A 20,550-nucleotide genomic window follows, 5' to 3' on the forward strand; every position below is an offset into this window, starting at 1 on the left:
AATCAACCCCAAGGAAAAAAACATGAGCCAACGCATCGACATGATCCGCGCAAAACTGACCGCCGCCTTTGCCCCCGAACAACTGGATATCATCGACGAGAGCCATCTGCATGCGGGGCATCCCGGCGCGCGCAGTGGCGGCGGTCATTTTGCCGCGACCATCGTCTCCGACGCCTTTGAGGGGAAGAACATGCTGACCCGCCATCGCATGGTGTATGACGCGCTGGGTGATGCGATGCAAACCGACATCCATGCGTTGAGCATCAAGGCCTATACCCCGCAGGAGTTGAAAAATCAGTAATCATTTTTTTACCGCCGATGCTGTCAGTACAGACAAATCACCAAACGCAAAACCAAAGGACATAACGTGAAATCGACATCCCTGTTAGCTATTGCAGTTCTGCTTGCCGCCATCACCAGCCTCGCGTCGGCTGCCGAGGCCGACAAAGTGCTTGCCACCATCAATGGCGCAGCACTCACCGAAGACACCCTGATCCGCTATGCCAGCCAGCGCGGCCTGCCGCCCGAGATGCCCGCCGGCCAACAGCGCGACGCCCTGATCGAGGAGCTCATCAATCGCGAGCTGATCTACCAGAACGCCGTCGCCATTGGCGTCGACAAAACCCCGGCCATCCAGGCCGAGATCGACTATCAGCGCATCAACATTATTGCCAGCAGCATGTTGAATCGTTCCTCCGACCGCTTCGCGGTCAGCGATGCCGATCTGCAAAAGGAATTTGAGATCCGCAAGGATGAAATCGGCGGCAAAGAGCTCAAGGCGCGCCACATTTTGCTGGAGACCGAGGCCGAGGCCAAAGCCGTGATCAGCGAACTGGACAAGGGTGCGGACTTTTCCAAGCTGGCGGGCGAGCGTTCCAAAGGCCCCAGCGCCGACAGTGGCGGCGACCTGGGCTGGTTCCAGCCCGCGCAGATGGTCAAGCCCTTTTCTGACGCCGCCGCCAAACTCGGCAAGGGCCAGTACACATCGGCACCGGTACAGACCCAGTTCGGTTGGCACGTCATCCTGCTGGAAGACAGCCGGGTGATGAACCCGCCGAAATTTGAAGACATCAAGGAACAGATCCGGGTAGGCCTGCAAAACCGCTTGATCGAAGACTACATCGGCGGCCTGCGTAAGGGCGCAAACATCGAACGGAAATAGCCGCACCGCAGTCTGGCCGGCACCCTCGGCCAGACTGCTAATAGACGACTTTTTACAGCATCGCCAGACTCCCAGGATTGCGATCGAGTACACTCCTGCACTGGATCGCCACACAGGAATAACACCCCGCCATGTTCACCGCCGCCATCTGGTTATCATTCGCCTTCAGCCTCGGCCTGTTGATGCGCCTGATCGGGCTGCCGCCGCTGGTGGGCTATCTGGGCGCTGGCTTCATTCTCAGCCTCAATGGCCACCAGTCCACCGACCTGTTGCAGGAGGTCGCGCACGCCGGCGTACTGCTGTTGCTATTTAGTGTGGGGCTAAAACTGCGCTGGAAGAGCCTGCTGCGCAGTGAGGTGCTGGGCGGTTCGCTGCTGCACATGCTGTTGACCGTACTATTCACTGCCGCCCTGCTCACCGGGTTCGCCGATCTGGACCTGCAGACAGCCCTGCTGGTCGCCCTGGCCTTGTCGTTTTCCAGTACCGTGGTGGCCGCCAAGGTGCTGGAGAGCAAGCGCGAACTGCGCGCCTTTCATGGCCGCGTCGCCATCGGCATCCTGATCATGCAGGATCTGGTGGCGGTGGCGGTGCTGAGCATGGCCGGCGGTGTCTCGCCATCACCCTGGGCCTTTATGCTGTTGGGGATTTTTCTGTTGCGCCCCCTGCTGCACTGGCTGCTGGATGTGTCCGGCCGTGGTGAACTGGTGGTGCTGTACGGGCTGTTGCTGGCGCTGGTGGTCGGTGGCGCCGGCTTCGAGGGCTTCGGCCTGAGCTCCGAGCTCGGCGCGCTGTTGCTGGGGGTGATCCTGGCCGACCACCGCCGGGCCAAGGATCTGTCCAGCGCCCTGTGGGGGGTGAAAGAGCTGCTGCTGGTGGGATTCTTCCTGCAGATCGGCCTGTCGGGTCACCCGAGCCAGGAGACCCTGCTACAGGCGGGCTGGTTGCTGCTGTTGTTGCCGCTCAAGGCGCTGTTGTTTTTCTTTGTGCTGTTGCTGTTTCGGCTGCGCGCGCGCAGCTCGTTTCTCACCGGCCTGGCGCTGGCCACCTACAGCGAGTTCGGCCTGATCATCGCCAGCCTGGGTGTCCGACAGGGCTGGATGAGCGAGGAGTGGCTGATGTTGCTGGCGGTCGCCGTTGCCCTGTCATTCACCATTACCGCGCCGCTCAACCGCTATGCCCATGAGATCTATACCCCACTGGCGCGCTTCCTGCAGCGCTTTGAGACCAAACGCCGCCACCCGGATGATGAGCCCATTTCGCTGGGCAGTTCGCACATCGTGGTGATGGGCATGGGGCGTGTTGGGAGCGGCGCCTACGACGAGCTGGTGGGCCTCAAGCAGCACGTGGTAGGGCTGGATTCGGATATTGGCAAGGTAGAGCAACACCTGAAGGCGGGCCGACGGGTGCTGTATGCCGATGCCGAAGATATGGGTCTCTGGTCCAAGCTCAACCTGGACAATGTGCATGCCGTGCTACTGGCCCTGCCGGAAACCTCGGCCAAGCTGATGGCCGCGCGCCAACTGCGGGCCATGGGGTTCCGGGGTCTGATCAGTGCCACCATCGTATCGCCGGAAGAGCAGCCGCCACTGACCCAGGCCGGGGTCGATCAGGTTTACAACTATTACGACGGGGTGGGCAACGGCCTTGCCCGGGTGTCGCTGCAACACCTCAATCCCCCGGTGTTGCCATAACCGCGCAATGTTTGCGGGTGGCGGATCCGGCGGGAGGCGAACAACTGTAAATAGCTATAGAAAACTTAATTGCAGCCAATAAAGCTGGGCGCAGTAACCGAAAGCGGTCTCCCGAAGATCAATAACGCCCGCCCGATTTGTGAATGTAATTCGACAGCTCCTGGGTTTCCACATTCATGCGCATCAGGTTGGTGTGGGTCAGACGAAACAGGCCACGCATCACCTTGTAAACGATACGCGGATGTGACGCCAGTAAACCCTCAAAGTCCGCAGGATCCAGGGTGTAAACCGTGGTATCCCCCTCGGCGGTCAATGTCGCCCGCCTTGGCGCCAGATCGACAAAGGCACGGGTACCGGCGCACTCGCCCACCTTCATGGAATAGACCGGGACCGGTTTTCCGTCGATCTCGCTGCTGACGATAAGCTTGCCCCGGGTCAGGATAAACAGGTGGTTATCCGATTCACCCTCCTTCACCAGCACTTCACCATCCTTTAACGACCTTACCTTCATGACCGTGGTCAATACCTGGCATTCGTCCTTCTCCAGCTCCTGGCCTAAGGAAGAATCGACAATCGCTTCGCACTTCGCCTGTTGAGTCATCTGCTGTTCCCCATTGATAGTTTGAAAATTCGTGACGCCTAAAAATACACACCCACTGCCGGTCTGTACATATTTTTACGGCCTGTGTTTTACGGCCTGATAGCGCCGCGCCGCTATTGAACTTTTACTGCACCGATTGCTGCAACAGTGCCAGCAGCCCCGCCTCATCCAGGATTTCGATGCCCAGTTGTTCGGCCTTTTCCCGCTTTGATCCCGCCGCCTCGCCCGCAATCACCAGATCCGTCTTGCTGGAGACGCTGCCGGCCACCCTGGCGCCGAGCCTCTGCAACTGCTCCTTTGCCTCGCTACGACTCATCGCGCTGAGGGTGCCGGTCAGCACCACCGTTTTGCCGGCCAGAGGCAGGGCAGCGGTTTCGACCTTGGCGATGGCCGGCCAGTGCACACCGTGCGCCCGCAGCTGCTCAACCACCTCACGGTTATGCGCCTGCCTGAAGAAGGTCACCACATGCGAGGCCACGATGGGACCGACATCCGGCACCGTTTGCAGGCTTTCCTCATCGGCCTGCATAATGGCGTCTAACGTTCTGTAGTGATTGGCAAGATTCTGCGCGGTGGTCTCGCCGACCTCGCGAATCCCCAGTGCAAACAGGAAACGCCCCAGGGTGGTGGATTTACTCTGCTGCAGGGCGCGCAACAGGTTCTCGGCCGATTTTGTCGCCATGCGTTCCAGCCCGACCAGCGACTCCAGCGACAGTTGATACAGGTCTGCCGGGGTATGCACCAGGCCGGCATCCACCAGCTGATCCACCAGCTTATCGCCCAGTCCTTCGATATCCATGGCGCGCCGCGAGGCGAAGTGTTTGATGGCCTGCTTGCGCTGCGCGGGACAATACAGTCCGCCCGAACAGCGCATCACTGCCTCGCCCTCCGCCCGCACCACCTCGGCGCCACACTCCGGACAGTGGCTCGGCATGCTGAAGCGCCGGGCATTTTTGGGGCGCAGGGACAACACCACGCCGGCCACCTTGGGAATCACATCACCGGCACGATAGATCACCACGCTGTCATTGATACGCAGATCCATGCGCTCAATCTCGTCCTGATTGTGCAGGGTGGCATTGGTCACGGTCACCCCGCCCACCTCCACCGGCTCCAGCCGGGCCACCGGCGTCAGGGCGCCGGTGCGGCCCACCTGCACATCAATATCCAGCAGTCGGGTGATGGCCTCCTGGGCGGGGAATTTATGTGCGATGGCCCACCGCGGCGCACGCGACACGAAACCCAACACTTTCTGTTGGGCCAGCTTGTCGACCTTGTACACCACCCCGTCGATATCGTACGGCAGCGTATCGCGTTGCTCGGCGATGCGCCGATAAAAGGCCAGGCAGGCCTCGATGCCCTGCACGGTCTCCACCTGCGGACAGACCCGCAGCCCCCAGTGTTTCAGCCGCTGCAGGATGGCGCCGTGACTGCCCGGCAATTGCGCACCGGGCCGCTCTCCCTCCACCTGTCCCACGCCGTAGCAAAACATGGCCAGCGGCCGGGTGGCGGTGATGCGCGAGTCCAGTTGTCGCAAGGAACCGGCCGCCGCATTGCGCGGATTGGCAAAGACCTTTTCCCCCGCCGTCCGCTGGCGTTCATTCAGCGCCTCGAAACCGGCCCTGGGCATGTAAACCTCGCCACGCACCTCCAGCAGGCGCGGATAGTCATCACCCAGCAGATGCAGCGGAATGGAAGGGATGGTGCGCACATTTTGCGTCACATCCTCGCCGCTCAGGCCATCGCCCCGGGTCGCGGCGCGCACCAGCATGCCGTCTTCATACAACAGGCTGATCGCCAGGCCATCGAGCTTGGGTTCGGCGGTAAACATAACCTCGTCGCTACCGAGTTTCTCGCTGACCCGCCGACCAAAGGCCAGCACCTCCTCTTCATCAAAGGCATTGCCCAGCGACAGCATGGGAATGATGTGCCGCACCTCTTTGAAGGCGGACAGCGGTTGGGCACCGACCCGCTGGGTTGGCGAGTCCGGCGTTATCAGCGCCGGGCAGGCTGCCTCCAGCGCCTGCAATTCACGGAACAGGCGGTCGTATTCGGCATCCGGGATCTCCGGATCATCTAACACGTAATAGCGATAATTGTGGTGATTGAGCTGCGCGCGCAGGGCCTCCGCCTGCGCCTGGAGCTCCGGGCTGAATTTGTGGGCATCGCTCTCGGGCTGTGGTTTTTTAGCCGTCATTATTATTCAACCATTCCGTTACTGATCCGCGACGGGGCGTTCGGGAGATGTGTCGAACAGCTCCTGCTCAAATCCGAACTTGCGCATATCCTCGATGCGCTGCGGATACAGAATGCCGTCCAGGTGATCGCATTCATGCTGCACCACGCGGGCATGGAAGCCGTCGACCTCGCGTTCGATGGGCTGCCCCTGTGGATCAAAGCCGCGATAGATAATCCGCCGTGGGCGCGGCACCCAGCCGCGCATGTTGGGCACGCTCAGGCAGCCCTCCCAGTCGCTTTCCGGCGTCTCGTCCAGTAGCTGGATCTCGGGGTTGACCAGCACCGTCAACGGCACCGGCTCCCGACCGGGATAACGGGGGTTGGTCTCGAAGCCGAAGATCACCACCCGCTGCAGCACACCAATCTGCGTGGCCGCCAGGCCCGCGCCCTGCGCCTGCTCCATGCTCGCCAGCATATCCGCCACCAGCGTATCCAGTGCGGGCGTGTTAAACTCGCCGACAGGCTGGGCCGTTCGCAGTAACAGGGGATGACCAATGCGTAAAATGGGCCGTGCAGGCATAATGCGTTCTCAGACGTTTTCAGGATAGTGTGTGTGCCGGAATGTTATTTTTATTTTGAAACAAACCGAATTGAAACGAGTGCTGCCTTAACAGTTATGAGCGCCCATAATACCAAGAACTCACCCCGTAGGCTGCGGCGCGCCGCGACATTTATGGCGCGCGCCCTGCTGATACTGGCCGCCACGGCATCGCCCCACCTGGCCCGCGCCGCTGCGGACGATGCCGCCGAGACCCAGGCCCGCTGGTTTCAGGTGGAACTGATCCTCTTTTCCCAGCAGACCGATCTGGCGCTCGACGCCGAGCAGTGGCCGACCATCGAGGGCCTGGCGCTGCCGGAAAAGCTACGCGAACTGAGCCTGCCGCAACCACCGCTGGCGCAGGACGCCGGCGAGCCGGATGCGATGCAGGATATCCCCCCGCTATCCGGACAGCCTACAACGCAGACCGTGCCCGCCGAAGACGACACGGACCTGCCCCTGGCCTATCAGATCCTGCCCGCTGAGCAGCATCAGCTCACGGATATCGCGGCAAAGATTCGCCGTTCCGGCGGTCGCGACCTGTTGCTGCATGTCGCCTGGCAACAGCCCACCAGCGACCGGCAACAGGCCGATCCGGTGTACCTCGTCGAAGGGATGACCGAGCCCCTATCCCCCGTGGAAACCGCAGCGGCCGGCAATAGGGACCCCATTACCGGCGCTGATGCCGGCGACAGCACCCGGCCACTGTTGCTGCCGGAATACGCCAGCGAGGCCGATCACCACATCGGCCCCGCCAATCCCCGCTTCGCCGGCACCGTCACCCTGAGCGTCGAGCGCTACCTGCACATCGCCACGGACCTGGTCTACCGGCGTCCGGTGATCCAGCACCAGCCGATTCCCGTTTCCGACCTCGATCTGTGGTACGACCGGCCCTATCCCACCCTCAAGGAACCCCAGGGACCGGCCTACCAGCAGATGGACTGGGCGGCGATCCGCGGCTTCCAGCTGAAGGAATCGCGGCGCATGCGTTCCACCGAGATCCATTATCTGGATCACCCGTTCATGGGGATGGTGGTGGTGGTGACACCGGTGGCATTGCCAGAGCCGGCGGCGGCGATTCAGCAGACCAGCCCGCAGAATATCCTGCTGCCCCCGCTCAGGACGCGACCGACGCCCTAGTCGGGCTCAGGCCGTGTAGTTAAAGGTCATCAGCGCCTCGAGCAGTTCGCCCAGCCGCCGCATACCGCCCTTGAGGTTTTCGTCGATCTCTTCCATGGTGATGACCCCTTCCGCCTTGCCCGCGGCCCAGTTGGCCACCACGGCGCAGCAGGCGTAACACAGCCCCAGTTCACGGGCGAGCGCCGCCTCGGGCATGCCGGTCATGCCCACCATGTGGCAGCCGTCGCGTTCCAGCCGTTCGATCTCGGCCACGGTTTCCAGTCGCGGCCCCTGGGTCGCCGCATAGGTACCGTCGTCCAGCAGTTTGATTTTCGCCTCAAAGGCCACCCTCACCAGCAGCTGGCGCAGCTCGTCACAATAGGGTTCGGTGAAGTCGATGTGGGTGACCTGGGGGGGCTTTTTTTCCCGCCCGTCGAGCGAGTCGTTTTCCGGCACATTGCCCAGCAGGCTTTCGGCACCGCGTTCAAAGAAGGTGCTGGGCCGCCCCCAGGTGTAATCGATGAGCTGGTCAGGAATCACCAGCCGACCGGGGGCCATGTCGGCGCGGATGCCGCCCACCGCGGCCACTGCCAGCACGGTATCGGCGCCCGCCTCCCGCAACGCCCAGAGGTTGGCGCGATAGTTCACCTGATGCGGCGGCAGATTGTGGTTATACCCATGGCGCGGCAGGAACAGCACCTCCTGCCCGAACAGGCTGCCGCGGGTGATCGGCCCGGAAGGCTCACCATAGGGCGTACTGATGACCTCCCGTTTATCGACCTGCAGGATACCCAGGCCATCGAGTCCGGTACCACCGATGATGGCCAGTTTTTTCGCGGATAGATTCATAACACTTCACATTCCTTTGACGGCAAAGATGCCCGCCGCATTGCGCAGAAAACCTTTATAGTCCATGCCAAAACCAAACACATAACGATCCGCAACCTGCAGGCCAATATAGTCGGCCTGAATCCCCTGCTTGCGGTCATGCAGCTTTTCCACCAGCACCACAGTTTCCACACTCAGCGCGCCGGCCTCGCGACAGTGTTCGACAATCGCCGCCAGCGTGTAACCTTCATCGAGAATATCGTCGATCACCAGCACGTGTCGACCCTTGAGAGAATGCGCAGGTTCGACCAGCCACTTGATGTCGCCGCCCTGGGTAGCGCCGCGATAACGCGTGGCATGCAGATAATCCTGCTCTAACGGGAAGTCGAGTCTCAGCAACAGGCAACCGGTAACGATCAGCCCCCCGTTCATGACGCACAGTACCAGCGGATTATTGTCGCTGTGTTTGTCGCTAATGTTTTCAGCCATCCGGTCCAGGGCTGTCTCGACCTGTTCTGCGTTAAACAGGCAATCGGCTTCGGCACGCACCTGACGAATGTGTTGTTGAGTGACGGACATGGTCGGGGGAGTCTCTGATTAAATCTGCGTAAGTACTAAAACAGGTACTAAAACAGGTGCTAAGACAGGCACCAATATGCGGCCTGACTAGTAGGTAAAGGTCACGGTATCATCGTCCATGGCCTCGCTGATAATATAGGCGGCACCGACCGTTTCAACAATCTCCGGTATCAGCTCATCACCCCACAACTCCAGGCTTGAGGTACAGATCTTTAACTTCGCGCCGGCCTCTACCGCATCGCGCATCAGATCATAAACCGTCTTCTTACCGCCCTCCGAGAAATGCAGCTGCTGCGCAACACCGGGCACGGCCAGTTCGCCGGCACGACCGGTCAACAGGATCTCCACCTTGTATTCCATGGCGGCGGCAACACACGCCTGCATGAACGGGGTACCCAACTCCGACGGATTGCCGGGGTCGGTGTTCATTAATACGATCAGCAATTTGTCAGCCATGCTTTCCTCATTATCCTTTTATTCGCGTTGGTGTGGTTTGATGTGGCTTGCGCTAAGCCGGTTCAGGCGCCACGGCCGCCGGCGCATTCGACAGACTGACGCCATCCGGCATGTGCACCGTGGAGGTGGGGAAGGCTATCTGTGCATGGTGCTGGGCGATAATATCGGCAATCTTCAACAATACATCCTGCTTGACCACATGAAACTCGGTCCACACCGTGGTCTTGGTAAAGGTATACACAAAAAAATCGACCGAAGACGGCGAGCAGGCGACAAAATTCACCATCAGGGTCTGCGTGGCATCGATCGCCGGGTGCGCCTTAAGCATCGCCTCCACATCGGCGGTGATGGCCGCCATCTGGCCGATATCCCGATAGCGAATGCCGAAGGTTTCGTGGATGCGGCGATGGCTCATGCGCGAGGGATTTTCCACCGCGATATTGGCAAACACCGCATTCGGCACATACAGCGGGCGCTTGTCGAAGGTGCGGATCACCGTGAGGCGCCAGCCGATACATTCCACCGTACCCTCGATATTACGGTCGGGCGAACGCACCCAGTCACCCACGGAAAAGGGCCTGTCGAGATAAATCATCAGCCCACCGAAAAAGTTGGCCAGTAGATCACGCGCCGCAAAACCGACCGCGATCCCCCCCACACCACCAAACGCCAGCACGCCGGAGATACTGAAGCCCAGGGTCTGCAAGGCCACCAGCCCGGCGGTGATCATCACCGACAGACGCAACAGTTTGGCGATGGCGTCGATGGTGGTGACGTCGATGGGTTCGCCCCGCGCGGCCCGCGCGGCAATGATATTGCCCTCGGCCTGCTTGATGAAACGCACCGCAAACCAGGTCAGGGCAACAACGACCAGTACATCCCGAATCGGCTCGACGGCACCAAAAATCCCGACCCCCGCCTGCCTGGCGGCTATCTGCGCGGCAAAGCTGATGCCCACCACCCAGATCAGCAGGCTCAGCGGCCGGCGCACGGCCGCCACCAGGGCATCATCCCAGGGATTGCTGGTGTTTGCCGCGCGGCGGGCCAGGCCGCGCAAGATGAGGCGCTGAAAAAAGTCGGCCAGCAGGGCAAAAAACACCACCACAAAGACCTGCGCCACCCACACGCTCTCGCCCTGCCAGAATTCGCTCTGTAAAACCTCAAAATCCATTCGTTCTCCCTACTCAAACACTCATCGGGTACCCGGTCCGCGCCAATGACTCCCGCAGCGGTCGAATTATGGGGGCTCATGATAACGAAAAAGGGCCACCAAGTACCAACGCCTGAACGGGATGATAACTAGTACTCCTTCAAGGTAATATTTGCGGGTTCAGCGTTCCTGTGGTGTTTCGCTGCAAGGCGCGGTGCGCAGGCAATGGCCATTCCCTTGCCAAGCGCCGCAACGCCGCAGCGGGACACCACAGGAGCGCCCGAAGGGTTGGCCTGTCAGCGTCCATGGCCGCGTTCCGCCTCTTGGCAAGGACTATGGCCATTGCCTGCGAGGCGCGCCTTGCCCTGAACGCTGACAGACCAACTGAACCCGCAAATATTACCTTGAAGGAGTACTAGCGATAGAGGCAAACAAGATCAGCGAACCGGAATTGCAGCCGGCTATAAGCGGGATCGCCTGGTATGCAAAACCGCCAGACCACGAATGCCGGACAAAATAAATCCCGCCGTAGCGGGATCTAGATCACTTCAAATGGCGCGTTGTTTAGACGGTCTTCTTACGACGGGAAAGACTGAATCCAATCAGACCCAGACCCATCAATGCAAGGGTGGCAGGTTCAGGGACAGAGGTAGGCTCAAGCTGTATGGAGGTATCGATACGGAAGCTGGAGGCCGTACGATGGCGTTCCGCAAAGAACAGGTCAAACGAATAATTATTGCCGACCGTTAGGCCCAGAGTGTCGAGATCAACCGAACCGGATATCGCACCGTGGACACCGCCCAAATCGACAACCAGCTGATCATTAATAAACACCCACAAATCATCATCGCCGGTGAAACTAAAAGATTCTCCACCCTGATAGGTGAAATTCGTGCCCAGCTCAAAGGTGAAATGATAGTTGTGCGTATTACCCTCATTGCCAAAGCCCAGTCCATCGATAGGGAAGAAACTGCCGTCCGTAAAGGTATAGACATTCAGATCAGGGGTAATCGTATTATCCAGGGAGATCGTGTGCGAAATCGACTGGTTGACACCAGCCACATTGTTATACCACTGGTCGAAGTTCTCGCCGGAGTTATAGACGCTGGATGTATTCAAACCACTGTAAACCGGTTTGCCATCAGCACCCAGGGTTGTTTCCACCATGCCGGTAACGTGCCCGTCGATGGCACGCTCAAAATCGGAATGCGCCTGCTGGAAGTCACGCACGGTGCCGGTCAGGTTGATAATGCCGGCCTCGGCAGACAACGATGTTGCCAGCAATAGTGGCATTAATAAGATGGTCTTTTTCATATCAAATACCCTTCTGTAAGTAACTAAACCTTATTTAGCAATATCCAGGCCACTAATTTTTTTACCTATAAAACAGAGGGTTATGCTTTTTCAGATTGGGCTATCGATGAAACTGTAAATTTTTCCGACACAGCTTATATCGCAACCCTCTTACTGGGCTGCCTTGTCTCCCCATATTTCCTGCAGACGCTGATCACGGCCACAGCGCCAGCGATAATAGTTGTAGCGCACGGCACTGTTTTTATAGAAATCCTGATGGTAGCTTTCCTCGCCCTTGATGGGATAAAAGGTGGCGGCATCCAAAACCGGGGTGACGACCTGCTGGTCGGGAAACTGCTCACGCACTTTCTGCCGGGAGGCCTCCGCCAGCCTTCGCTCCTGTGCCGTGGCGACAAATATTGCACTCAGGTAACTCGTACCCTTGTCGCAGAACTGGCCCTGCCCATCGAAGGGGTCGATGTGCAGCCAGTAATATTCCAGCAGCTTTTCATAACTGACGATGGCCGGATCGTAGCTGACTTCCACCGCTTCATAATGTCCCTGATGATTTCCGGTGTAGGTGGGATTTTCCAGCGTGCCGCCGGTAAAGCCGGACACCACATCTGTCACACCTTCGAGCTTTTCAAAATCGGCTTCCATACACCAGAAACAGCCACCGGCGAATATAGCCTTGTCCGCCATCGCCGCAGAGGCACATAACAGCAAGCCTATGGTTAGAACAAATATCGGTTTGAATTTCATCATCATATCCTCACACAACTACTGTTAATGTTTCAGCCCTGAAACAATGACAACAGGCCGATGATCTCAGGGAGTCTGGGAAACGGTTCGCTGACGCGACAGGGCCTGCCGCTGATAGCGGACGCGCACCAGCAGCAGGGCCAGCAGGATGGCGGCATGGATCAGCGGCAACAGGTAATCGGCCTTCACCAACCAGAAATAGTGCAGCACGCCCAGCACCGCGATGACATAGACCAGTTGATGCAGCTGACCCCAGCGCCGGCCAAGGCGGCGCATCATCGCGTTGGTGGAGGTTACTGCCAGCGGTATCAGCAACACAAAGGCGGTGAAGCCGATGGTGATATAGGGACGTTTGATGATGTCCTTGAGAATCTCACCCCAGTCAAAAAACTGGTCTAACACGAAGTATGTCAACACATGCAGGCACGCATAAAAAAAACTGTACAGTCCCAGCATGCGCCGCACGCGTAGCGGCCAGCTCCAGCCGAACAGGCGACGGGCCGGGGTTGCCGCCAGGGTGATCAACAACAGGCGTAGTGTCCAGTCGCCGGTACGGTGGGTAATCTCCTCGATGGGATTGGCCCCGAGCTGATCGGTAAGGCCGTCCCAGATACCCAGCGCCAGCGGCAGCAGGCAGGCGATAAACACCAGCGGCTTGATCAACACGGGTTTCAGCGTCGGTTGCATCATCGACTTGCCGACATCCCATAATGGACATCACCTGCTGACATCAAAAATTCCGGCGCAGATCCATGCCTGCATACAGGCCGGCCACCTGCTCCTGATAGCTGTTAAACATCGCCGTCTTGCGTTTCAGAAATTCGCCGATGCGGCGCTCACGGTTCTGGCTCCAGCGCGGGTGATCCACCTCGGGGTTCACATTGGCGTAAAAGCCGTATTCACCCGGCCCGGCCAGATTCCAGGTGGTACTGGGCATGGTCTCGGTAAAGCGGATCCGGACGATGGACTTGATGCTTTTGAAGCCGTATTTCCACGGCACCACCAGGCGGATCGGCGCCCCGTTCTGGTTGGGCAGAACCTTGCCGTACAGGCCGACGGCCAACAGCGTGAGCGGGTGCATGGCCTCGTCCATCCGCAGACCCTCGACATAGGGCCAGTCCAGTACCGCGCGTTTCTGGCCCGGCATCTGCTGCGGATCGTGCAGCGTGGTGAATTCCACATAGCGGGCCTTTGAGGTGGGCTTGAGGCGTTTGATCAGGGTGCCCAACGGAATACCCACCCAGGGAATCACCATCGACCAGGCCTCCACGCAGCGCAGGCGATAGATGCGCTCCTCGAGCTGGCTCTCCCGGACCAGATCCTCCAGCTGATAGTCCGCGGGCTTTTCCACCTCGCCCTCCACGCGCACCGTCCAGGGATCGGTCTTCAGGCTGTGGGCGTGGCGGGCGGGGTCTTCCTTGCCGGTGCCAAATTCGTAGAAATTATTGTAACGGGTGATGTCCTTGAAGCTATTGGGCGACTCCTCTGTAGAAAACCCGGGGTTCTTGTTGACGTTCAGCAGTTCGACCCGGGCCGCCGCCTCGCGCGGCAGCATCAGACCTGGAAACGCAGCCCCTGCCGCCGCGGCCAGGGCCAGGCCGGAGCCGGTGCGCAAAAACGCCCGCCGCCCCTGATAAATCTGCTCATCGGTAATCTCGGAACTCTTGATATCGGCAGCGCGTCTGATCAGCATGGATACTCCTCGCGTTCGGTTGGTCGACGTGTCGGGTTATCAATTGAGACCCCCGGCGTCCCGCATAGTGCCCATGACCGGGGAACCCGCCCGCCGGCACTCGCACCCATTCGGCAAAATACCGTATAATTGTGCCGGCAATTTGTCACAGCATTATCACGCCTGTATACAGGTTTTAGAGGTTCGTACCCCATGTCAACCCGCCTGCCCCTGCTTTTGGTTCTGCTCCTGTGTGGTTTTACGTCCCCCACTTTTGGCGCCGAGCCCGCCCCCGACTTTACCCTGCCCACCTTTCCCGATGACGCCGGCATCAGCCTGCACGATCTCAAGGGGCGGGTGGTGTACCTGGATTTCTGGGCCACCTGGTGCCCGCCCTGCCGCAAGTCCTTTCCCTGGATGGATGAGATGCATGCGCGTTACAAGGACGAGGGCCTCACCATCATCGCCGTCAGCGTGGACAAGAAACGCGAGCTCATCGAAGAGTTTATCAACCAGCGACAACCTGCCTTCACGGTGGCGCATGACCCTAGCGGAGAGATTGCCAAGGCCTATCGTCTACGCGGCATGCCCAGCTCCTATCTGATCGACCGCAACGGCCTGCTGGTCAAAACCCACCTGGGTTTCCGCGATAAGGACAAGGCCACAATGGAAGCCGCCATCCAGGCCTTGCTGAAAAAATAGTCCGCCAATAACCCTTGCTCACGAGACCGACAAACATGATAAAGACCTTTCTCCTGGCCGCAGGCATTGGCGCCAGCCTGAGCGCCTGCAGTCTTGAACCGGTGCAACCCTGGGATCGGGACATCCTGGCCCAGCAAAAAATGCAACTGGTAGCCGACCCGCTGGAAACCTACCTCGATGAACATATCTATTTTAGCAAGGAGGCCTCCAGCGGCGGCCAGGGCGTGGGCGGAGGGGGCTGCGGATGCAACTGAAAAAATCGCACAACACACCACGTAACATCCGCCGACAACTGGCCGCGGCCACCTGTGGCCTACTGGCCGGTGCCGGCCATGCCGGGGGACTGGTGGCGTCCGGCAACAACTGGAAAATCGATTCCGCGCTATTGATCTATGCCGAGAAGGACCGCGTGGCGCTGGTCGAGCCGGTACTGAGTCTGAGCAAGGAGATTGATGACGACGAATTCATCAATGTCCGTATCGTCGCCGACGTGCTGACCGGGGCCTCGCCCAATGGCGCGGTGCCGGCCGACACGCCGCAGACCTTTACCACCCCATCGGGCAAGTCGACCTATACCGAGGCCGCCAACACCACGCCGCTGGACGACACCTTCAAAGACTCCCGCGGCGCGCTCAATGTGGAATGGGATACCCCCCTGGGCAACAACCTGCGCGGCACCTTCGGCGGCAATTTTTCCAACGAACACGACTACCTGTCCACCGGGTTCTCCGCGAACTTCGCCCAGGACATCAACCAGCGCCATACCACCCTGGCGCTCGGTCTCTCCTTCAACAATGACACCGTCAGCCCGGAGGGCGGCGTGCCCGTCGGCCTGACGGTGATGCCGGTCTATCCCGGCGTGAAGGCCACCGATGGCAGCAAGCAGGACAAAACCGTCAAAGAGGTGCTATTTGGCGTTACGCAGATCATTGACCGCAGCAGCCTGATGCAGCTGAACTACAGCCGCGGCCAGAGTGACGGCTATCTCACCGACCCGTACAAGATTCTCAGCGTGCTGGAAGACGACGGCACTGGCAATCTGCGCGGCACCACGCCTTATGTTTATGAGAGCCGACCGGATCAACGCAACTATCAGATCCTTTTCTGGAAGGGTGTGCATCAGCTCCCCAACGAGAACGTGCTCAATCTCTCGTATCGCTATTTCTGGGATGACTGGGGCATCCAGTCACACACCGTCGACCTGCGCTACCGTTTCGACTTCGCCGGCGGCCACTATCTACAGCCCCATCTGCGCTATTACCAGCAGGCGCAGGCGGACTTTTATCGCCAGACACTCATCGATGGTGAGGAGACCACTCTCGCCTACGCCAGTGCCGATTATCGGCTGGGTGAATTCACCACCCAGACCATCGGCGTAAAATACGGTTATCAGTTCCACAACGGCGCCGAGCTGAATCTGCGGGTGGAGATGATCGAGCAGAACGGCAAAGACCGCAGCGCGGATGCCATCGGCAAACTACAGAATCAGCAGCTGTTCCCGGATAACGAGGCCTACCTGCTACAGGCCGGCGTGTCGCTGGATTCCGACATGATCATCAACTACGTGCTGGGGCTGTTCAAATAGAAAAGGCTATGGTTAGCCTCGAGCGCAGGGCCGATTATTTTGTGGGTCGTTTCGAGGCCATGGCCAGCCACTGTGAGGTGCTGGTGGATACCCGCAGTGAATCGCTGGCCCGGGAGATCACCCGGCTGGCGGCGGATGAGGTCACGCGCATTGAACACAAATACAGTCGCTATCGTGACGACAATATTCTGCACCACATCAACAGCGGCGCACCCACCCGGGTCGATGCCGAAACCGCCCGCCTGCTGGACTACGCACAACAGCTCTATCAATTAAGTGACGGACTGTTTGATATCAGCTCCGGGGTGTTGCGGCGGGTCTGGCGGTTTGACGGCAGCGACCGGCTGCCCGATGCTGCCGAGGTCGAGGCCCTGTTGCCGCTGGTGGGCTGGGACAAGGTGATGTGGCAGGCGCCGCTGATCCAGCTGGCGCCGGGCATGGAAATCGATTTCGGTGGCATTGGCAAGGAATATGCGGCCGATCGTGTCGCGCAGCTGGCCTCGGCATTTCCCCTTCCGCAGCACACCCAGCCCGGCCACACCCCTTCCGTACTGGTGAATCTGGGCGGCGATCTTGCCGTTACCGGACCGCGCCATGATGGTTCAGGCTGGCGGGTGGGCATCGAGACGGGAGCGACCGGCGCCAATGCAAAGGCGGCGGACTTTTCACTGCAGCAAGGCGGCGTGGCCACCAGCGGCGACGCCAAGCGCTATCTGCAAAAAGACGGCCGACGCTATAGCCACGTACTGGACCCCCGCAGCGGCTGGCCGGTAAGCGGCGCACCCCATGCGGTCACCGTGGCCGCCGCCACCTGCACCGATGCGGGCATGCTCAGCACCCTTGCCCTGTTGCAGGGCGCGGGTGCCGAGGCGTTTCTGCGCGAACAGGATGTGCCGTACTGGTGCCAGTGGTGAAGCCGCGATTATCTGCTATAGGTTAAGGCGGCAGCACAGCCGGATTCCCGGCCCAAGTCATTTCTGACACTACAACAACATTACAACAATAAATCCTGCACGCTATAAAGGGGCCGACTTTTTTGCCGCTGCTGTAGAGCCGACCCCTTCGAATTCGCCCACGGATCGCGCAGGATATTGGGCGGCGAAGGCGGGCGAATTTTTAAAGGCTTCAGGTTAAGATACACACACCTCGTATCAAGCAAAGAGATTGACATGGCAACAGCAGATATCGGCCTTATCGGCCTGGCGGTAATGGGACAAAACCTGGTGCTGAATATGGCCGACCACGGTTTCACGGTCGCCGTGTTTAATCGCACCACCTCAAAGGTGGATGACTTTCTTGCCGGCGCCGCCTGTGGAAAATCCATCATCGGCAGTCACAGCCTGGAGGCCTTCTGCCAGTCACTGAAGGCGCCCCGCCGCATCATGCTGATGGTGAAGGCGGGCAGCGCGGTGGATGACTTCATTGAGTTGCTCAAACCCCATCTCGACCAGGGCGACATCATCATCGACGGCGGCAACTCCCTGTATACCGACACCCAGCGGCGTGTCGACTCGCTCGCCACCGAGGGGCTGCATTTTCTGGGCGTGGGTGTGTCCGGCGGCGAAGAAGGCGCGCGGCACGGTCCCTCGCTGATGCCCGGCGGCGACCCGGCCGCCTGGCCGGCGGTGAAAGACATTTTTCAGGCCATCGCCGCCAAGGTAGATGGCGAGCCCTGCTGCGAATGGATGGGTGAAGGCGGCGCCGGACACTACGTGAAGATGGTGCACAACGGCATCGAATACGGCGACATGCAGCTGATCTGCGAGGCCTATCAGCTGTTACGCGAGGGGCTGGGTATCCCGTTCGAGGACTTGCAGGGCATTTTTGGGCAGTGGAATGCCGGTGTGCTCGACTCCTACCTGATCGAGATCACCCGTGACATCCTCGGCGTGCGCGACACCGACGGTGAACCCCTGGTGGACAAGGTGCTGGATACCGCCGGACAGAAGGGCACGGGCAAGTGGACCGGCATCAATGCCCTGGAAAGCGGCATCCCGCTTACCCTCATTGGCGAGGCGGTCTTTGCGCGCTTTCTGTCCGCCCTTAAGGAACAACGGGTGCAGGCATCAACCCGACTGCAGGGACCTGCTACCCGGCCCAGCGTCGATACCGCGCAGATGATCCACGCCATCCACGATGCCCTGTACGCCTCCAAGATCATCTCCTATGCGCAGGGTTTTATGCTCATGGCCAGCAGCTCGGATGAAAAGGGCTGGAATCTCAACTATGGCAACATCGCCCTGGTGTGGCGCGGTGGCTGCATCATTCGCAGCCGCTTCCTGAACAACATCAAACAGGCCTTTGACAATAATCCCACGCTCAGCAACCTGCTGCTGGACGATTTTTTCAGCACCGCGATTCACGATGCCCAGGGCGGCTGGCGACGCGCAATCCAGTTTGCCGTCGGCGCGGGCATTCCCAGCCCGGCCTTTTCCTCGGCCCTGGCCTTTTACGATGGCTACCGTTCCGCCACCGTGCCGGCCAACCTGTTACAGGCCCAGCGCGATTATTTCGGGGCGCACACCTACGAGCGCACCGACCGGCCGCGCGGTGAATTTTTCCACAGCGACTGGTCGGGCAAGGCCTGAGCCTGCTTCACCACTAACCCATACCTATTTATCCATGATCACCACCGAGCATTCGCAATGTTAGAACCCTGTACCTATATTATCTTCGGCGCCACCGGCAATCTTTCCCGCCTCAAACTCATGCCGGCGCTGTATCACCTGGAAGCGGAAAAACGCCTCCCGGCTGGCGTCATGATCATGGCCATCGGCCGTCGCAAGCTGGATAAACAGGGCTGGATTAACGAACTGCGTGACATGCTCGAAACCAAGGCCCGCGGCGGTATCGACAACGACGTATTCCAGCGCTTCAGCGAGCGCATGCAGTATTTCGCCGGCGATCTTAATGAAGAGTCCCTGTATGCGGATATTCGTCACTGCATTGACAGCGAGAACAAATTCTCTAAAAACTGCGCCATCTACATGGCCCTGCAACCCGCCCAGTTCGGTATCGTTATCGACAAACTGGCAGGGGCGGAATTACTGTCCGAGGCCCATGGCTGGCGGCGCGTGATTATCGAAAAACCCTTTGGTTATGATCAGGACAGCGCCCACATGCTGGAGGCGCGACTGCACCGTAATCTGCGCGAAGAACAGATCTATCGCATTGACCACTACCTTGGCAAAAGCACGGTGCAAAACATCCTGGTGTTCCGTTTTGCCAATGTAATGATGGAGCCCTTGTGGAATCGCAACTATATCGACCATGTGCAGATCACCCATTCGGAAACCCTGGGGATCGGGGGCCGCGGTAGTTATTACGATCAATCCGGCGCCCTGCGCGACATGATCCAGAGTCATCTCATGCAGCTGCTGACCCTGGTGGCAATGGAACCTCCAGCGGCGATGGATGCCGAATCCCTGCGTGACGAAAAGGTTAAGGTGCTTAAATCCATTCGCCCGATTCCGAGCAGTGCGGTGCATGCCCAGTCATTTCGTGCCCAATATGCGAGCGGCATGGTCAATGGCAAAACGGTACCCGCCTATCTTGATGAAGAACAGGTGCGCCAACACTCCACCACGGAAACCTACGCCGCACTCAAGCTCTACATTGATAACTGGCGCTGGCGCGACGTGCCCTTCTTCCTGCGCACCGGGAAGCGCATGACTGAAACAAAGTCTGCCATCAGCATTCGCTTCAAACAGCCGCCACAACGCCTGTTCAGCAAAACCCCCATCGATACCATGCAGCCGGACTGGGTGATCATTGGTATCCAGCCAAAAGAATGCCTGCGCATCGAGATGCAGGTGAAAGAACCCGGCCCGACCATGAAGACCCGTACCATCAGCCTGGATGCCAGCCTGCGCAACGAAGGAGAAATCTCGTCCGACGCCTATGAGGATCTGTTGCTGGATATCATCAAGGGAGACCAGAGCCAGTTCCTGCGCTTCGATGAAGTGGAAGGCGCCTGGAATGTGGTTGACCCCGTCCTGCGCGTCTGGGCGACGGAACGTGATTTTATCCACACCTATCCCGCCGGCACCTGGGGACCTCAGGCAACACGCCGGCTGTTTGATCGTGAAGACCAGTTCTGGCGCCATTCTCTGGAACCGGAAATCGGCTAGCCCGCAACAATAACCACAGCCGTACAACCGGGAGTTTTAGCGGC

The 20,550-nt window shown here is 59.4% G+C and carries 21 protein-coding genes; 10 read left to right on the plus strand and 11 right to left on the minus strand.

From position 1 onward, the window contains the following. Positions 1-22 precede the first annotated feature (22 nt). The 3 genes from RRB22_10580 (at position 23) to RRB22_10590 (ending at position 2,853) form a co-directional block, all read left to right on the plus strand. Positions 23-301 carry a BolA family protein gene (locus RRB22_10580; GenBank protein MDT8384852.1) on the plus strand — a complete coding sequence of 93 codons (279 nt, stop codon included), beginning with the start codon at positions 23-25 and terminating at the stop codon, positions 299-301. 66 nt (positions 302-367) lie between these two features. Next, complete coding sequence (locus RRB22_10585) at positions 368-1,162, plus strand: peptidylprolyl isomerase (protein MDT8384853.1); 795 nt, start codon at positions 368-370, stop codon at positions 1,160-1,162. A gap of 131 nt (positions 1,163-1,293) precedes the next feature. After that, positions 1,294-2,853, plus strand: coding sequence for a cation:proton antiporter family protein (locus RRB22_10590; GenBank protein ID MDT8384854.1), 1,560 nt, complete (start codon positions 1,294-1,296; stop codon positions 2,851-2,853). Positions 2,854-2,971: 118 nt separating this feature from the next. Here RRB22_10590 and RRB22_10595 read toward each other — a convergent pair whose 3' ends face one another. The 3 genes from RRB22_10595 to def form a co-directional block, all read right to left on the minus strand. Further along, positions 2,972-3,454, minus strand: a complete 483-nt coding sequence (locus tag RRB22_10595) for a cyclic nucleotide-binding domain-containing protein (protein MDT8384855.1) — start codon at positions 3,452-3,454, stop codon at positions 2,972-2,974. A gap of 124 nt (positions 3,455-3,578) precedes the next feature. Next, positions 3,579-5,651, minus strand: a complete 2,073-nt coding sequence (ligA, locus tag RRB22_10600) for an NAD-dependent DNA ligase LigA (protein ID MDT8384856.1) — start codon at positions 5,649-5,651, stop codon at positions 3,579-3,581. Between the two features lie 18 nt (positions 5,652-5,669). After that, positions 5,670-6,212, minus strand: coding sequence for a peptide deformylase (def, locus tag RRB22_10605; GenBank protein MDT8384857.1), 543 nt, complete (start codon positions 6,210-6,212; stop codon positions 5,670-5,672). A gap of 96 nt (positions 6,213-6,308) precedes the next feature. On the opposite strand from def, the gene RRB22_10610 reads away from it, so the two are divergent. Then, on the plus strand, positions 6,309-7,370 hold the full coding sequence (locus RRB22_10610; GenBank protein ID MDT8384858.1) for a CsiV family protein: 1,062 nt from the start codon (positions 6,309-6,311) through the stop codon (positions 7,368-7,370). Between the two features lie 6 nt (positions 7,371-7,376). Here RRB22_10610 and mtnP read toward each other — a convergent pair whose 3' ends face one another. From mtnP to msrP, 8 genes are all read right to left on the minus strand, one after another. Continuing rightward, on the minus strand, positions 7,377-8,198 hold the full coding sequence (gene mtnP, locus RRB22_10615) for an S-methyl-5'-thioadenosine phosphorylase (protein MDT8384859.1): 822 nt from the start codon (positions 8,196-8,198) through the stop codon (positions 7,377-7,379). A 6-nt stretch (positions 8,199-8,204) separates the two neighbouring features. Continuing rightward, a complete protein-coding gene (locus tag RRB22_10620; protein ID MDT8384860.1) occupies positions 8,205-8,756 on the minus strand; it encodes a hypoxanthine-guanine phosphoribosyltransferase in 552 nt (183 codons plus the stop codon). Between the two features lie 87 nt (positions 8,757-8,843). Next, positions 8,844-9,212, minus strand: a complete 369-nt coding sequence (locus RRB22_10625; protein MDT8384861.1) for a DsrE family protein — start codon at positions 9,210-9,212, stop codon at positions 8,844-8,846. A 52-nt stretch (positions 9,213-9,264) separates the two neighbouring features. After that, on the minus strand, positions 9,265-10,383 hold the full coding sequence (locus RRB22_10630) for a mechanosensitive ion channel family protein (protein MDT8384862.1): 1,119 nt from the start codon (positions 10,381-10,383) through the stop codon (positions 9,265-9,267). A gap of 543 nt (positions 10,384-10,926) precedes the next feature. After that, on the minus strand, positions 10,927-11,676 hold the full coding sequence (locus tag RRB22_10635) for a fibro-slime domain-containing protein (GenBank protein ID MDT8384863.1): 750 nt from the start codon (positions 11,674-11,676) through the stop codon (positions 10,927-10,929). A 150-nt stretch (positions 11,677-11,826) separates the two neighbouring features. Next, positions 11,827-12,417 (minus strand): peptide-methionine (S)-S-oxide reductase MsrA, encoded by a 591-nt coding sequence (gene msrA, locus RRB22_10640; protein ID MDT8384864.1) that lies wholly within the window; start codon positions 12,415-12,417, stop codon positions 11,827-11,829. 66 nt (positions 12,418-12,483) lie between these two features. Beyond that, the gene (locus RRB22_10645; protein ID MDT8384865.1) at positions 12,484-13,107 is read right to left on the minus strand and encodes a protein-methionine-sulfoxide reductase heme-binding subunit MsrQ; all 624 of its coding nucleotides are present in this window, start codon (positions 13,105-13,107) and stop codon (positions 12,484-12,486) included. Between the two features lie 40 nt (positions 13,108-13,147). Continuing rightward, positions 13,148-14,110, minus strand: coding sequence for a protein-methionine-sulfoxide reductase catalytic subunit MsrP (msrP, locus tag RRB22_10650; protein ID MDT8384866.1), 963 nt, complete (start codon positions 14,108-14,110; stop codon positions 13,148-13,150). Positions 14,111-14,302: 192 nt separating this feature from the next. Here msrP and RRB22_10655 point away from each other — a divergent pair, with 192 nt between their 5' ends. From RRB22_10655 to zwf, 6 genes are all read left to right on the plus strand, one after another. Then, the gene (locus RRB22_10655) at positions 14,303-14,791 is read left to right on the plus strand and encodes a TlpA disulfide reductase family protein (protein ID MDT8384867.1); all 489 of its coding nucleotides are present in this window, start codon (positions 14,303-14,305) and stop codon (positions 14,789-14,791) included. A gap of 35 nt (positions 14,792-14,826) precedes the next feature. Next, on the plus strand, positions 14,827-15,045 hold the full coding sequence (locus RRB22_10660; GenBank protein MDT8384868.1) for a DUF4266 domain-containing protein: 219 nt from the start codon (positions 14,827-14,829) through the stop codon (positions 15,043-15,045). After that, complete coding sequence (locus RRB22_10665; protein ID MDT8384869.1) at positions 15,036-16,376, plus strand: DUF3570 domain-containing protein; 1,341 nt, start codon at positions 15,036-15,038, stop codon at positions 16,374-16,376. Before RRB22_10660 ends, RRB22_10665 begins: the two co-directional genes overlap by 10 nt. Before the next feature lie 8 nt (positions 16,377-16,384). Then, complete coding sequence (locus tag RRB22_10670; GenBank protein ID MDT8384870.1) at positions 16,385-17,290, plus strand: FAD:protein FMN transferase; 906 nt, start codon at positions 16,385-16,387, stop codon at positions 17,288-17,290. Positions 17,291-17,545: 255 nt separating this feature from the next. Continuing rightward, positions 17,546-18,964: a decarboxylating NADP(+)-dependent phosphogluconate dehydrogenase gene (gene gnd, locus RRB22_10675; protein MDT8384871.1), complete on the plus strand. Its 1,419-nt coding sequence runs from the start codon at positions 17,546-17,548 to the stop codon at positions 18,962-18,964. Positions 18,965-19,021: 57 nt separating this feature from the next. Then, the gene (zwf, locus tag RRB22_10680; protein MDT8384872.1) at positions 19,022-20,506 is read left to right on the plus strand and encodes a glucose-6-phosphate dehydrogenase; all 1,485 of its coding nucleotides are present in this window, start codon (positions 19,022-19,024) and stop codon (positions 20,504-20,506) included. The last annotated feature ends 44 nt before the right edge of the window (positions 20,507-20,550 follow it).

This window comes from Gammaproteobacteria bacterium, from assembly GCA_032250735.1.
Classification (GTDB): Bacteria; Pseudomonadota; Gammaproteobacteria; order SZUA-152; family SZUA-152; genus SZUA-152.